Raw genomic sequence first — 15,557 nt, 5'->3', positions numbered from 1 at the left:
TGATTTCCAGACTTATTGCCTGGTCAATATACCGTCATTCAAATGTAACACTTGCCCGGCTCGTTCAGCCAATTGCCGATCATGCGTCACCATGATCAGACTGGCATTCTGGGACTGAACCCGCTCCAGCAATAAGTCAAAAACAGCATTCGCCGTCTGGCGATCCAGATTACCTGTCGGTTCGTCAGCCAACAGACAGGAAGGTTCGCTGACCAGCGCACGGGCAATCGCCGCCCGTTGACGCTCGCCGCCGGACAATTCGCCCGGACGGTGCTCAAGGCGATGGCCAAGGCCGACGGCAACCAGCATTTCTGTCGCTTTCTCGAGAGCTTCCTGACGCTCGACACGGCGAATCAGGAGTGGCATGGCGACATTTTCCTGGGCCGAAAACTCCGGTAACAGGTGGTGAAACTGATAGACAAACCCAAGATGCCGATTGCGCCAATCGCCGCGGTCTACCTCGCCGAGTGATGAAAAATCACGACCCATCAGCCGGACATGCCCGCTGGAAGGAGAATCCAGCCCTCCCAGCAGATGCAACAAGGTACTTTTGCCCGACCCCGAAGCACCTACGATGGCGACAGTTTCACCCGGTTGAATCCTTAGATCGACTGCACTCAGTACCGCAACATCCAGGCCATTGCCGCGAAAGACCTTGCCCAACCCGGCAGCATCAAGAATCAGATCACTCATAGCGCAACGCCTCTGCCGGATTAACCCGTGAAGCACGCCAGCTCGGGTAAAGTGTGGCCAGCAAGGCCAGCACAAAGGCGATCAAGGTGACACCCCAGACATCGCCCCATTGCAGGTCGGATGGCAGATCGGAAATGTAATAAACCTCTTTCGAGAGGAAATGCACGCCGAGAATTCTTTCTATGAAGGGAACGACCACATCGATATTGAGTGCCAGAGCCACGCCGCCCAACACGCCCATGCCCAGACCAATAAAACCGACCAGCGCTCCTTGTACGACAAAGACCGCCATGATCGACAAAGGCCGGGCACCGAGTGTGCGCAAAATTGCAATATCAGCCTGTTTGTCGGTCACCGCCATAACCAGCGTCGACACCAGATTAAATGCTGCCACCGCAACAATCAACGACAATATGATAAACATCATATTTTTCTCAATTTGTACCGCACGGAAGAAATTGGCGTGGCTTTTTGTCCAGTCGTGCAAATAAGCATCGGCATCGATATAACGTACAAGTTCCCGTGCAATGCGCGGTGCCTGAAAGAGATCGTCCACCTTGAGCCGCACGCCGGTGACGCGATCATCCATCTGGTAAAGCTTCTGCGCATCCTGCAGGTGAATCAGCGCCAGGCCACTGTCGTACTCGAACATGCCGACTTCGAAAATACCGACCACCTTGAACGACTTCAGGCGCGGCACGACGCCGGCTGGCGTCACCGTGCCCTGCGGCGCGATCAGCGTCACCTTGTCGCCGGTAAAGACGCGCAAGGCCCGGGCCAGGTCCGCACCAAGCACGACCCCGAACTCACCCGGACGCAGATCGTCCAGGCTGCCGCTTTTGATCGTCTGACGAAAATCGGCGACACGATCTTCCTGGTCGGGCAGAATGCCGCGAACGAGCGATCCCTTGACGCCGCCATCGACCGTAAACATCGCCTGCGACTGGACAAAAGGCGCCGTCGCCCGCACTTCGGGGTGTTTGGCGGCCTGTGCGGCAATCGACGACCAGTCGCTCAACTCGCCGGTCACGCCGGTAATCTGAATGTGCGAAGCGACACCGAGAATGCGCGTGCGCAGCTCTTTCTGGAAGCCATTCATCACCGATAGCACGACGATCAGCGCCGCCACACCGAGCCCGATGCCGAGCATCGAAATCAGCGAGATAAACGAGATAAAGTGGTTTCGGCGTTTGGCGCGGGTGTAGCGCAAGCCGATCATCAATTCATAGGGCAAAGCCATGCGTGGTAGGCCGGTCATCAAAAGGCGCTATGGTACACTCATCCGTTCTCCCCACCCTGTCTGGCCCCGCGATCCGTGCGTCTCACCCTGCTTGTTCCTGAACTGATCTGGCCCGAGCCAGCCGACCAAATCGCCCTGGGAGAAAAGCCGACCGACGGCCTTTCCTGGCTTGAAGCGCGCGCCCGTTTTTCCCGGCAGGCACGCCAGCCCTTCGAACTGGCACTGAGCAATCTGTTCAAGCCCGGCCTCGACGCTTTCGCACCGCTACGCCTGCTGGGCGAAAAATCCGGCCAACCGGTACAGGATGGCTGCTGGCTGTGCGCTGACCCGGTTCATCTGCGCTTTCACCAGGAACGCATCATTCTGGCCGATGCCGGCGCATTCGACCTCGACGACGCCGAAGCGCAAGCCCTTGTCGCCTCGCTCAACAGCGAGTTTGCCGATATCGGCCAGTTTCATGTCGCCACCTCACGCCGCTGGTATCTGCGCCTGAACAGCGCGGTCGACCATGCCGTCAAGCCGATTTCCGCCGTGGCCGGTCGTCGTGTCGATGGCGAACTATCCGGTAAAAACTCGCCGCTCACCCGCTGGCTGAATGAAGTCCAGATGTTCCTGCACGGTCACCCGGTCAACGAAGCCCGTCAGAATCAAGGCAAGCCGGCAGTCAACAGTCTGTGGCTGTGGGGAACCGGCAGCCTGCCAACCCTCGGCCATTCGCCTTTCGATACCGTCTGCACCGACAACCCACTGGCCATCGGCCTGTCACTGGCCAGCGGCCTCAGCCCGCAAGCCTGCCCGGCCGGTCTCGATGCCTTGCTCGCCGAGCACCCGACTGACTCGTCACCACTGGTTGTGCTTGACTCATTGCAGCCTCCTGTTCTTTATGAAGACAGCAATGGCTGGCGGCGATCCAGCGAAGCGCTTGAGCAAAACTGGTTTGCCCCGCTGCGCAAGCAACTCGGCCGAAAAATTGAAACGCTGACCCTGATCGCCCCGACCGTTTACGGCCAGCTTGAATATCAGCTCAGCGCCGGCGACCGCTGGAAATTCTGGCGCAAGGGCCGCTCGCCAAGGCAGATTGCCGAACAACTGGCTGGAGAGAAATCGTCTTGACCCGCATCGTTACTCGCAACAGCGCACCACGCACGGTCTGGCAACTCGAACAGCAAGGCCTGCATCCATTGCTCGCCCGTCTTTATGCCGCGCGCGGCGTGACCGACAAGGCTGAACTCGACTACGAACTGAAATCGCTGATCCCGCCGGCAGTGCTGACCAACACCGATCAGGCGGCTCACATCCTGGCCGATGCCATCGAGGCCGAAGCCCGAATGTTGATTATCGGCGACTACGACTGCGATGGCGCGACGGCCACCGCCGTCGGCATGCGGGCGCTCAAGGCGCTGGGGGCCGACGTGAATTTTCTGGTGCCCGACCGTTTCAAGTTCGGCTACGGCCTGTCGCCGGAAATCGTCGATCTGGCGGCCGAACAATCACCTGACCTGATCATCACCGTCGACAACGGAATTGCCAGCCTAGAAGGCGTCGACCGCGCCAGGGAACTTGGCATCGCCACGCTGATCACCGACCATCACCTGCCCGCCGCGACGCTGCCGGAAGCGGATTGCATCGTCAATCCCAACCAGCCGGGCTGCGAATTTCCGTCCAAATGCATCGCCGGCGTTGGCGTCATGTTCTACGTCGCCCTCGCCCTGCGCGCCGAATTGCGCGAGCGCGGTTTTTTCAGCGACCGTCCGGAACCCAATTTTGCCGACCTGCTCGACCTCGTCGCCCTCGGTACCGTGGCCGACGTCGTCAAGCTCGACCGCAACAATCGCATCCTGGTCAGCCAAGGCCTCAAGCGCATGCGTGCCGGTCGCCTGCAACCCGGCCTTGCTGCCTTGTTCAAGGCCAGCAGCCGCGATCCGAAACGCGCCTCGGCCTTCGACCTCGGTTTCCTGATCGGGCCACGCCTGAATGCTGCCGGCCGGCTGGCCGACATGCGTCTCGGTATCGAATGCCTGATCACCAACGATGCCGGACGAGCCATGCAGATCGCCCAGGAACTCGACACCCTGAACCGCACCCGGCGCGAAATCGAAGCCGGCATGCAGGATCAGGCGCTGATCTTGCTCGAAGCCATGGACATGGACAACCCGGCGGCCGGCATCGCGCTCTTCGAGCCGGAATGGCATGAAGGTGTCGTCGGTATCCTCGCCTCGCGCATCAAGGAAAAACTGCATCGCCCGGTGTTCGCTTTTGCGCGCAGCGAAGGTGGCATCGTCAAGGGTTCCGGCCGCTCGATTCCCGGCTTGCACCTGCGCGACGCGCTCGACCTGGTCGCCAAGCGTGCCCCCGGCATCCTGCTCCGTTTTGGTGGCCACGCAATGGCAGCCGGCGCGACCTTGCGCGAAGAAAATTTCGAACGCTTCGCCCAGCTTTTCGCCGAAATCGCCGGCGAACTACTCGATCCGGCCGACCTGACCCGCACGCTGGAAACCGATGGCGCACTCGAAGGGAGCTACATCTCGCTGGAAACAGCCCGGCTGCTCGAAAATGAGGTGTGGGGCCAGGGCTTCCCTGCACCGCTGTTCGTCGATGAGTTTGATGTCGAGCAACAGCGCGTACTCAAGGAAAAGCATCTCAAATTGCGTTTGCGCAAAGGCAACGCCAAGCTTGATGCCATCCAGTTCAATTTCAGCACCCAGCCCGGCAGCCGGACCCGTGCGGCTTATCGCCTGTCGATCAATGAATACATGGGTGTCGAATCACCGCAGTTGATGATCGAATATCTGGAATGAATATACCCGGCTAAAAAATCGATCGCCGAGAATCGATTTTTAATACCGGAAAACAACGATTCACTTTCTCCACTTGGCCCATGGATCGGCATCGCCGGTCGTTGATGGCCGTGGAGAATTCGACTCCCGGTTGTTGAATCGCCGTTCACGCGGCGCATCCGAATCGTGCAGGGCAGCCTTTCGGGCACGCTTCTCCTTGAGTCGCTCGGCATCTTCCAGACTCAATTCGGCGGGAGCACCCGGTACTTGATCCGGGGGAATAACCCGATCTCTCGGTGGCAATTCAAATTGCTCGTCGGAGGCACGCGGCAAGCCCTTGAATTGATACAAATAAAAAGCTTCGACTTTCTCGCGCGCCCAATCGGTTTTCTTGAGAAACTTGACGCTGGATTCAATACTGGGATTGCTGTTGAAACAATTGATATTCAAATAGGCATATAGAATTTTAAAGCCGTAATAATTCACAATTTCGGTCAGCAATGATTTCAAACTAACGCCATGCAAAGGGTTATTTTGATAATTCACATCAGTATTCATGGATGGCAAACGCCTGAAAGTAGCAATTTCTCATTATACCTGCCGAAGCATGCACAAAATCAGCGCAGCACGCAGGCTGACGTTTAATCAAACGAATCTGCCCTTATCCTGAAACACCATCGACCGATGTGCCGGCCGCCATTAACTGGGCGACATCGCGCCCTGGTGGATAGCCAAACAAGCGACGGTATTCCCGACTGAATTGCGAGGGACTTTCGTAACCGACGCGATGCGCGGCACTGGCCGCATCATGCCGGTCGCTGAGCATCAGGCGGCGCGCTTCATGCAGGCGCAACTGCTTTTGATACTGCACCGGCGTCATCGAAGTCAGCGCCCTGAAGTGGTGATGCAGCGACGATTTACTCATGTTGGCCAGATCGGCCAGGTAGTCGATGGTGACTGTTTTTGCCAGGTTATTCTTGAGCCAGTCGATGGCCCTGACAATTTGCTGGCTATGGCTGCCGACGGTCACAGCCTGTTGCAGCAAGGAACCGAGCTGACCGGTCAGCAGGCGATAAAGCAACTCCCGCTCGATCATCGGCGCAAGTACCGGAATATCGTCCGGCGTATCCAGCAAACGCAGCAAGCGCAATGCCGCCCCCTGGATGTCGGCATCCAGAGTGCCGACCCCAAAGCCGCGGTCGACCATGTTTTTAGGCCCGTTTTTGGGGATGCTGGTAACCAGTTCGGCGATTTTAAGCGGATCGATGCTGATTGCCAGGCCAAGGTAAGGCTCGGTCGGACTGGCGATGGTGACGCGTGATGAGACCGGCAATTCGACCGAGGCAATCATGTAGTGCCGTGTGTCGTAGTCATGGACCTGATCGCCCACCAGGATACGTTTGGCACCCTGGGCAATCATCGCAAACGCCGAGTTGACCACGGCACAAGTCTGCTTGTCGGCAACACAGCCACGGAACAGCACCAGGCCGGGAATGGCCGTTTCCTGCCGGTCGACCGCGGCACAGTGACGTTCGATCAACTCGACCATCTCGCTGCGTTGCGCTGAAAAGGTCGTCATTGAGGTGCTGTTGAAACTTTCAAACGCGCTCGGCGTCACAATCGACTGATCCATTGGATGTTCTTTCTGGCGGACAAATCCGGGTCTGCAGGTTAGCCGCTTAGACCTCATTACGCGAGCCGGTTCCAGAAACTTCTGGATTATTAGGCAATAAATCCGAATTTTTATGTTATCGGCCAGAGCCACGACTGCCTGACACTAGGCCCCAGCACAATGACCCGCCCGGCAACCATCGATGCCGGCCAGCCAACCCGAAGAGGACCCCGCAGATGATCAAACTCAATATCAACGGCAAAGAGGTGAACATCGATGTCGATCCAGACACCCCGCTACTCTGGGCCCTGCGCGACACCCTGCAACTGACCGGCACCAAGTATGGCTGTGGCCAGGCACTGTGCGGCGCCTGTACGGTACATCTCGACGGCGCTCCCACCCGCTCGTGCGTGCTACCGGTTTCAGCGGCGGTCGGGCGCAAGGTAACCACTATCGAAAATGTAGATTCCGGCAAGATCGGCCAAGCGGTACAAGAAGCCTGGCGCAAGCTGGATGTGGTGCAGTGCGGATACTGCCAGTCAGGTCAGATCATGAGCGCCGTGGCCTTGCTGGCCGGCAACAAGAACCCGAGCGATGCCGACATCGATGCCGCCATGTCGGGCAATTTGTGTCGTTGTGCCACCTATGTCCGCATCCGCAGCGCCATCCACGATGCCGCCAAATCCTTGGCTTGAGGAACATCCCATGAGCAAGAAACTGAATGTAGCAAACACCGGGACCCCGGCCGGTAGCGCACTGGAAAACGTTAGTCGCCGACGCTTTCTCCAAGGCGGCACAGCCCTGACGCTGGGTTTCATCCTCCCGGCCAGCGCAGCCGACAAACTCCCGGCTGCCGGACCGGGCAAGGCGGGTATCAGCCTGGCAACAAGCGTCACCTTCGAGCCGAATGCCTTTCTGCATATCGGTGCAGACAACAGCGTCACCGTTATTGCCAAGCACCTTGAAATGGGCCAGGGCAGCTATACCGGACTGGCGACGATTGTTGCCGAAGAGCTTGACGCCGACTGGGCGCAAGTCCGTATCGAAGGCGCGCCGGCTGATGCCAAGCGCTACAACAACCTGTTTTGGGGCCCGACCCAGGGCACCGGCGGCAGTACCGCAATGGCCAATTCCTGGGAACAATTGCGCCAAGCCGGCGCCGCGGGCCGTGCCATGCTGGTCAATGCAGCGGCTCGACGCTGGCAAGTCGGCGCAGGCGAAATCACCGTCAGCAATGGCATGGTCAGCCATCCGGCCAGCCAACGGCAAGCCAGTTTTGGCGAACTGGCGGCAGATGCAGCCAATGAAGCCGTCCCCAGCGACATCAAACTCAAAGATCCGAAGGATTTCAAACTGATCGGCAAGCGGGCCAACCGCAAGGACAGTGCGGCAAAAACCAACGGCACAGCACAATTCACCCAGGATATTCACCTGCCGGGAATGCTGGTTGCCGTGGTTGCCCACCCACCGCTGTTTGGCGCCCGGGTCAAGTCATTCGACGACCGCAAGGCGCGCAAGATCAAGGGCGTGGTCGACGTGGTGCAAATTCCGCAGGGCGTCGCCGTGCTGGCCAAGGACACCTGGAGCGCCAAGAAAGGCCGCGATGCCTTGAGCGTGGTGTGGGACGACAGCACCGCCTTCAAGCTCGGCAGCGATGAAATCCTCGCTCACTACAAGACACTGGCCAAGTCGCCCGGCAAGCTTGCCAGGCAGGTCGGCAATACGGATACCGCTTTCGCCGGTGCCGCCAGGGTCATCCAGGCAAGCTACGACTTCCCTTACCTGGCCCACGCAGCCATGGAGCCGATGAATTGCGTCATCAAGCTGAACGCGGATGGTGCCGAAGTGTGGAATGGCGAACAGTTCCACACCATTGACCAGGCCGTGCTGGCCAAGGTGCTTGAATTGAAGCCGGAACAGGTCAAGCTGAACATGCTTTATGCCGGCGGCAGCTTCGGGCGACGAGCCTCCAAGGACGTCGACTATCTGGTCGAGGCGGCGCATATCGTCAAAAAAACCCATGGCCGCCTGCCGGGCAATCCGGCCATCAAACTGGTCTGGATGCGCGAAGATGACATGCGGGCGGGCTACTATCGTCCGCTGTTCCACCACAACCTGCAGGCATCGATCGATGCCCAGGGCCGGCTCACCGGCTGGCAGCACCGACTGGTTGGACAGTCGATCCTGATCGGTTCGCCGTTTGAGGCGTTCCTGGTCAAGGATGGGGTCGATGGCGTATCGGTCGAAGGCGCCGCCAACCTGCCTTATGCCATCCCCAACCTGACGGTCGACCTGCACACGCCGACCGATATCGCTGTGCCTGTGTTGTGGTGGCGCTCGGTCGGCTCGTCGCACACGGCATTTTCAACCGAGACTTTTCTCGACGAGGTGGCACAGGCTATCGGCAAGGACCCGGTCGCACTGCGCCTGGAACTGCTCGACAAACATCCGCGCCACGCGGCAGTACTCCGGCTGGCCAGCGAAAAAGCCGGCTGGGCAACGCCCCTGCCAGCCAAGCCGGGCGAGCGCCGCGGACGGGGTGTTGCGATCCATGAATCATTCAAGTCCTGCGTGGCGCACGTCGCCGAAGTCACCATCAGCAAAAACGGCGCAATCAAGGTAGACCGCATCGTCAGCGCGGTCGACTGCGGTACACCGATCAATCCCGACAACATTCGCTCGCAAATCGAAGGCGGCATCGGTTTCGGGCTAAGTGCAATGAATTTTGCAATCACGCTGAAGGATGGCAAGGTCGAGCAAGGCAACTTCGACAGTTTCGCGCCGCTGAGAATTGGCGACATGCCGCAGGTCGAAGTTCATATCGTCCCGTCACAAGCAGCCCCGACCGGTATCGGCGAACCCGGCGTACCGCCGGTACTGCCTGCCGTCGCCAACGCCATCGCGGCAGCCACCGGCAAGCGCCTGCGCAATCTGCCATTCAACACCCAAGAATTGGCGGTGTGACATGGATGGTCTGGATATGCAGGTACTCGAAGCCACCCTGCGCTGGTCAGCCGGGGGACACCGTTTCACTCTGGTGACAGTGGCCCGCACCTGGGGATCAGCCCCCCGTCCGCCCGGTGCCTGGATGGTCATCCGCGGCGATGGCCAGGTGATCGGCTCGGTCTCGGGTGGCTGTATCGAAGACGACCTTATCCAGCGCATCCTGGCCGGCGAATTTGCCGGCCAGACGATGCCGCGCATCGTGCGCTACGGGGTCAGCGCCGACGAAGCCCATCGCTTTGGCCTGCCTTGCGGTGGAACGCTGGAACTCGTGCTGGAACCCGCCCCCGAACAGGCCCTGCTGACCGATCTGGCCGAGCGCCTGACGGCCGGACAACTGGCCCTGCGCTGTGTTGACCTGGGCAGCGGCTGCGTCACGATCAGCCCTGGCAGTGCAACCGACAGCCTGGAGTGGGACGGTCAAAAACTGAGCACGCCGCATGGCCCGGCCTGGCGATTGCTGATCATCGGTGCCGGACAGATTTCGCACTATCTGGCCACGATGGCGCTGGCTCTTGGCTATCGGGTATATATCTGCGACCCGCGCAGTGAATACGCCGGCACCTGGCAAGTTCCCGGCACACACTACGTTGCCGGCATGCCGGACGACGCCGTGATCGAACTCAACCTGGACCCGCGCAGTGCGGTCGTCGCCCTCACCCACGACCCCAAACTCGACGACATGGCCTTGCTGGAGGCGCTGAAATCACCGGCCTTCTACGTCGGTGCTCTGGGCTCGCATGCCAACAATGACAAACGACGGGCAAGGCTCCTTGAATATTTCGACCTTTCCGCCTCGGAAGTCGACCGCTTGCACGGACCGGTGGGTTTGCCCATCGGCAGCCGGACCCCGCCGGAAATAGCGGTATCCATCCTGGCTGAAATGACGTCGGAGAAAAACGGAGTGTGCGCCCGTCCGCGCATTGTGATCAACGACCCTCACGCCTGCCACATCCCGTGAGCCCGGTGACCGGATTGCTGCTCGCCGCAGGCATGAGCCGGCGCTTTGGCAGCGACAAGCGCCAGCATTCCCTGCCGGACGGCACGCCGATGGCACTGGCGGCGGCACGTCGCCTGCACGCGGTTTGCCCGAACAGCATCGCGATTATTCGCCCCGATGATGATCAACTTGCGACGCAATTCAGAGAGGCCGGTTTGGCCGTGGTCGTTTGCCCGACAGCGGCTGGTGGCATGGGGCACAGCCTGGCAGCCGGCGTCGCCGCATCACAGCAGGCCGCCGGCTGGCTGATTGCGCTGGCCGACATGCCGGCAATTGCACTCGACAGTTACGCCGCCGTATTGCAGGCATTACAGGCCGGCGCCCCCCTCGCCCGGACAAGCCACGCCGGTCGACCGGGCCATCCGGTCGGATTTTCCGCCCGCTTCCGCAACGATCTGCTCGCCTTGCAGGGCGATCACGGCGGCAAGACCATCATCGACGCTCAGCGCGCCCTGCTGACGCTTTGCCCGGTCAACGACCCCGGCGTTCTGCTCGATATCGACTCACCGCTCGACGCGACACACCGCCTGATCAAGGGCTCGATCTGAACCGAGCGCCTCCGGGCAACAATCAATGACTTAGTAACGCACGCCGGCCGGCGGGGTGAACGCGTCGATGGCATGCAGATAGGCCGCGCGGGAAAAGTCGCTGGGATCAGGCAGATTCTGCTGGCTCATCGCACCTTGCAACTGACGAACCGACTCATATTCGTTGGCTTCAAGCCACAAGCGCATGCCGCGCAAAATATCGGCCAGCGCCTGCGGACCGCGCTGCAACAAGGCACTGGCCAGATGTACGACATCCGCACCGGCCAGCAGCATTTTCAATGCATCCTCGGCGCAGTGCACGCCCCCCGTCGCCGCCAATGTCAGCCGGGTCCGGCCACGCAAAATGGCAATCCAGCGCATGGTCAGCAGCACATCGGCCGAACTCGACAGCGTGACGCGGTCGACCACCGTCAAAGAGGCTAAATCGATATCCGGCTGGAAAAAGCGGTTGAATAACGACACGCCGGCTGCGCCAGCTTTTTCAACCGCCTGCACGAAATGCGGCAGCGATGAGAAAAAGGGCGAAAGTTTCATCGTGACCGGAATGGTGACCACCGATTTCAGCTCCTGCAGCAATGAAATGTAGTGATCCTCCAGCGCCTCGCCGGAAACCTTGGGGTCCCCCGGCATATACCAGGCATTCAGCTCAAGTGCATCGGCACCGGCCGCCTGCATTTCCTTGCCCAGCTCGACCCAGCCGCTGAGCGACGAGCCATTGAGGCTGGCAATCACCGGAATGGCCAGGCGCGACTTGAGCGTCTGGATCTGTTCGAGATAGGCATCGAGCCTGCTCTGGTAATCACGGGCATAGGGCAAGTGGCCTGCCGCCTCGCCGAACGAATCCGGGTTGATCAGAAAGCGATCGATCATCCGCTCATCGTTGCGCACATCTTCCTCGAACAAGGAATGCATGACGATGGCGGCCGCACCGACGTCCTCCAGATGCAGCATGGCATCGAGCCGGTGGCTGAGCGGCGTCGACGACGGAACCAGGGGATTTTTCAGTTTCAAGCCAAGATAATGGGTCGACAGATCAGACATGCTACGCTCCCTGGTCATCGGCGTCGGCCGCCGCTTGTGATTCGATCGCTGTTTCCGGCAAGGCCAGTCCGGCCAGTTCGACATATTCCTGATGGCGCACGCGAGCGTTCTGCCCGGCCATGTCCATGAAGCGCGAAGCGGCTTCCGGATGCTGCCGTTCAAGCACGGTGAAACGTGCCTCGTTACGGGCAAAATCGCGGTACGGCACGCTCGGCGCGGCGCTATCGACCGACAGCGGATTGGCGCCCTGCTCGCGCCGACGCGGATCGTAGCGCAACAAGGGCCAGTGGCCGGATTTGACGGCCAGATCCTGCTGTCGGTGGTTGTGCGACATATCGACGCCATGCGCGATGCACGGGCTGTAGGCGATGATGATCGAGACGCCGGGATAACTTTCCGCATCGAGGAAAGCCTTCAGCGTATGACCATCCTTGGCGCCATACGCGACCTGGGCGACGAAAACGTTTTCGTAGTCCATCGCGATTTTGGCCAGATCCTTCTTGCGATTCGCCTTGCCGCCGGCGGCAAATTTGGCGACGGCCCCCAACGGCGTGGCCTTGGAATTCTGGCCGCCGGTGTTGGAATAAACCTCGGTATCGAGCACCAGGATATTGACGTTTTCGCCGGACGCCAGCACGTGGTCAAGGCCCCCAAAGCCGATGTCGTAAGCCCAGCCGTCACCGCCGATGATCCACACACTGCGCCTGACCAGGTACTCGGCCAGCGCAGCCAGCGACGTGGCCGCCGGTGTGGCCAGCCGGCCAAGCCTGGTGTGCAGTTCAGCCACCCGCTCGCGCTGTTCGTGAATGCCGGCCTCGCTACCTTGGTCGGCATCGAGCAAGGCAGCGACCAGTTCCGCACCGACATCCTGAGCCAGGGCACGCAACTGCGTCCGTGCAGCCTCCGCCAGTTGATCGGTTGCCAGGCGCATGCCCAGGCCGAATTCGGCATTGTCTTCGAACAGCGAGTTGTTCCAGGCCGGGCCGCGGCCATGGACATCGGTGGTGTACGGCGTGGTCGGCAGGTTGCCACCGTAGATCGACGAACAGCCGGTGGCATTGGCAACCAGCATGCGGTCGCCGAACAACTGCGTGGCGAGGCGGATGTAAGGCGTTTCGCCGCAGCCGACGCAGGCCCCGGAAAACTCAAAAAACGGCTGGAGCAAGGCGGCACCCGGCACGGTACCGCGCTTGACGATGCGCCGGTCGTAATCGGGCAGCGTGAGGAAGAAATCCCAGTTCCCGGCTTCCTGCCCACGCAACGGCGGCTGATCGGCCATGTTCAGCGCCTTGCGCGAAACATTCGATTTGTCGCGAATCGGACAGACCTCAACGCACAGCGTGCAGCCGGTGCAATCCTCCGGGGCAACCTGATAGCTCATCTGCCAGCCGGCCGGGTAATCCTTGCTGCGCACCGGCATGCGCTTGAAACTGGCCGGTGCGGCGGCAAGCGCATCGCCGGGGAAAACCTTGGCACGGATCGCCGAGTGCGGACAAACGAAAACGCACTTGCCGCACTGGGTGCACAAGTCCGTTTCGAGGACCGGAATCTGCAAAGCCAGATTGCGTTTTTCGTATTTTGCCGTACCGGTTGGCCAGGTGCCATCGGCAGGAAAGAACGAAACCGGCAGGCTGTCGCCCTTGCCGGCGATCAGCGGCAAGGTCAGCCGACGAACGAAGTCGCTGGCCTGTCGCCCGGCACCTTCGACGACTGCCGCGGTCGACACCGCCTGCCCGGCAAAATCCACCTGATGCAGGCAGGCCACGGTCTGGTCGATCGCCCGACAGTTCAATTCGGCAATACGCCGCCCCTTGCGGCCATAGGTTTTTTCAACCGCATGCTTGATCGCCGCAATCGCACTTTCCTGCGGCAAAATTCCGGAAATGGCGAAAAAACAGGTCTGCATCACGGTATTGATCCGTCGCCCCATGTCGGCGTCGAGCGCCACCTGATAGGCATCGATGACGTAGAACCGGATATTTTTGGCCAGCATCTGGCGCTGCATTGCCGGCGGCAGCGATGCCCACACTTTGTCGGCCGGCAAATGTGTGTTGAGCAGGAAAACCGCGCCCGGCGCAGCATGCACCAGCAAGTCGTGGGTTTCGAGGAAAATCGGCTGGTGGCAGGCGACGAATTTCGCATCGCCCTCGCCGGTCAGGTAGGCCGAGCGAATCGGCTGCGGGCCGAAACGCAGGTGCGACACGGTCATTGCGCCAGACTTCTTCGAGTCATAAACGAAATAACCTTGGGCATACAGCTCGGTTTCGTCACCGATGATCTTGATCGAATTCTTGTTGGCCGAGACCGTGCCGTCCGAACCCAGGCCATAGAACACCGCGGCAAAGGTTTCATGCGCAGCCTGGGTGCGGAAAGCCGGATCGAAAGGCAACGACAAAGCGCTCTGGTCGTCGTGGATGCCAACGGTAAAACGGCGCTTGAGCGGGGCTGTCGCGGTCAACGCGGTAAAAACCGACAAAACCATGGCCGGATTGAATTCCTTGGAGCCCAGGCCGTAGCGCCCGCCGATCACCTTCGGCATGGCGGCGAAACGCGGCGCGTCGTTGGCCATGTCCTCGGCCAGCGCAACCAGCACATCCTTGTACAGCGGCTCGCCCTCGGCCCCCGGCTCCTTGCAACGGTCGAGCACGGCAATCTGCCGCGTCGTCGCCGGCAGCGCAGCGAGCAAGGCGGCCGGCGCCCAGGGGCGGAACAGGCGGACCTTGAGCAGGCCGACCTTCTCACCCTGTCGATTCAGGTGTTCAACGGTTTCCTGCACCGTTTCGGCCCCCGAGCCGATCAGGATGATGACGCGCTCGGCATCCGGCGCACCGACATAATCGAACAGCTTGTAATGACGGCCGGTCAGTTCGCCGAAGCGCGCCATCGCCGCCTGGACGACATCCGGGAAAGCATCGAACCACGGGTTCTGTGCCTCGCGGGCCTGGAAGAATACGTCCGGATTCTGCGATGTCCCGCGCAATACCGGATGCTCCGGCGACAACGCCCGGCTGCGCAAGGCGACGATCTGTTCCTGCGGCAGCATTTTGCGCAAAACCGCATCGTCGACCGTGGCAATCTTGGCGACTTCATGCGAGGTGCGGAATCCGTCGAAAAAATGCAGCACCGGAATACGCCCGGCCAGCGTCGCCGCCGTGGCAATCACCGCCATGTCGTGCGCTTCCTGGACCGAATTGGAGGCAAGCAGCGCAAAGCCGGTCGCGCGCGTGGACATCACGTCGGAGTGGTCGCCGAAAATAGACAGCGCATGCGTCGCAATGGCGCGGGCCGCGACGTGAAAAACGGTCGGCGTCAGTTCCCCGGCGATCTTGTACATATTGGGGATCATCAACAGCAGCCCCTGCGAGGCGGTGAAGGTCGTGGCCAGCGCACCGGCCTGCAGGGCGCCATGTACCGTGCCGGCGGCGCCGCCTTCGGACTGCAGTTCAACGACGCGGGGAACGCTGCCCCAGATGTTCGGTTTGCCCTGCGCCGCCCATTCGTCGGACAGTTCGCCCATGCCGGACGAGGGGGTGATCGGATAGATGGCGATCACTTCGGACACGCGGAATGCCACGTGTGCAACGGCTTCGTTGCCATCGATGGTAAGCATCTGATTCATGTGCTGTTCCCTGTTTTTGTCTGC

General features: G+C 60.5%; 12 protein-coding genes. 6 read left to right on the top strand and 6 right to left on the bottom strand.

What is annotated here, in order from left to right; genetic code table 11:
* Positions 1-12: 12 nt before the first annotated feature.
* Entirely contained in the window at positions 13-693 is a 681-nt protein-coding gene (lolD, locus tag KI614_RS06600) for a lipoprotein-releasing ABC transporter ATP-binding protein LolD (RefSeq protein ID WP_226408705.1), read from the bottom strand.
* Positions 686-1,933 (bottom strand): lipoprotein-releasing ABC transporter permease subunit, encoded by a 1,248-nt coding sequence (locus KI614_RS06595; protein WP_203469342.1) that lies wholly within the window; start codon positions 1,931-1,933, stop codon positions 686-688. Before KI614_RS06595 ends, lolD begins: the two co-directional genes overlap by 8 nt.
* Before the next feature lie 75 nt (positions 1,934-2,008).
* Here KI614_RS06595 and KI614_RS06590 point away from each other — a divergent pair, with 75 nt between their 5' ends.
* Together KI614_RS06590 and recJ are read left to right on the top strand one after the other, a co-directional pair.
* The gene (locus KI614_RS06590) at positions 2,009-3,046 is read left to right on the top strand and encodes a hypothetical protein (protein ID WP_226408704.1); all 1,038 of its coding nucleotides are present in this window, start codon (positions 2,009-2,011) and stop codon (positions 3,044-3,046) included.
* The gene (gene recJ / locus KI614_RS06585; RefSeq protein WP_226408703.1) at positions 3,043-4,731 is read left to right on the top strand and encodes a single-stranded-DNA-specific exonuclease RecJ; all 1,689 of its coding nucleotides are present in this window, start codon (positions 3,043-3,045) and stop codon (positions 4,729-4,731) included. The genes KI614_RS06590 and recJ overlap by 4 nt, the downstream gene beginning before the upstream one ends.
* A gap of 60 nt (positions 4,732-4,791) precedes the next feature.
* Here recJ and KI614_RS06580 read toward each other — a convergent pair whose 3' ends face one another.
* Complete coding sequence (locus KI614_RS06580; protein WP_203466249.1) at positions 4,792-5,268, bottom strand: VF530 family DNA-binding protein; 477 nt, start codon at positions 5,266-5,268, stop codon at positions 4,792-4,794.
* Positions 5,269-5,371: 103 nt separating this feature from the next.
* A complete protein-coding gene (locus KI614_RS06575) occupies positions 5,372-6,343 on the bottom strand; it encodes an AraC family transcriptional regulator (RefSeq protein ID WP_203466248.1) in 972 nt (323 codons plus the stop codon).
* Positions 6,344-6,558: 215 nt separating this feature from the next.
* On the opposite strand from KI614_RS06575, the gene KI614_RS06570 reads away from it, so the two are divergent.
* Genes KI614_RS06570 through KI614_RS06555 form a run of 4 tightly spaced genes read left to right on the top strand, consistent with a single transcriptional unit; the run spans position 6,559 to position 10,873 of the window.
* Positions 6,559-7,017 carry a (2Fe-2S)-binding protein gene (locus KI614_RS06570; protein ID WP_226408702.1) on the top strand — a complete coding sequence of 153 codons (459 nt, stop codon included), beginning with the start codon at positions 6,559-6,561 and terminating at the stop codon, positions 7,015-7,017.
* A 10-nt stretch (positions 7,018-7,027) separates the two neighbouring features.
* The gene (locus KI614_RS06565) at positions 7,028-9,286 is read left to right on the top strand and encodes a xanthine dehydrogenase family protein molybdopterin-binding subunit (protein WP_226408701.1); all 2,259 of its coding nucleotides are present in this window, start codon (positions 7,028-7,030) and stop codon (positions 9,284-9,286) included.
* 1 nt (position 9,287) lies between these two features.
* A complete protein-coding gene (locus KI614_RS06560; RefSeq protein WP_226408700.1) occupies positions 9,288-10,286 on the top strand; it encodes an XdhC family protein in 999 nt (332 codons plus the stop codon).
* Complete coding sequence (locus KI614_RS06555) at positions 10,283-10,873, top strand: NTP transferase domain-containing protein (RefSeq protein ID WP_226408699.1); 591 nt, start codon at positions 10,283-10,285, stop codon at positions 10,871-10,873. The genes KI614_RS06560 and KI614_RS06555 overlap by 4 nt, the downstream gene beginning before the upstream one ends.
* Positions 10,874-10,903: 30 nt before the next feature.
* Here KI614_RS06555 and KI614_RS06550 read toward each other — a convergent pair whose 3' ends face one another.
* Complete coding sequence (locus KI614_RS06550) at positions 10,904-11,914, bottom strand: dihydroorotate dehydrogenase-like protein (RefSeq protein WP_226408698.1); 1,011 nt, start codon at positions 11,912-11,914, stop codon at positions 10,904-10,906.
* A gap of 1 nt (position 11,915) precedes the next feature.
* Positions 11,916-15,533, bottom strand: a complete 3,618-nt coding sequence (gene nifJ / locus KI614_RS06545) for a pyruvate:ferredoxin (flavodoxin) oxidoreductase (protein WP_226408697.1) — start codon at positions 15,531-15,533, stop codon at positions 11,916-11,918.
* Between the last annotated feature and the right edge of the window lie 24 nt (positions 15,534-15,557).

It is taken from the genome of Dechloromonas denitrificans, from assembly GCF_020510665.1.
Classification (GTDB): Bacteria; Pseudomonadota; Gammaproteobacteria; order Burkholderiales; family Rhodocyclaceae; genus Azonexus; species Azonexus denitrificans_B.
The sequence above is the reverse complement of the archived record's forward strand: the minus strand, read 5'-3'. Positions and strand labels throughout refer to the sequence as shown.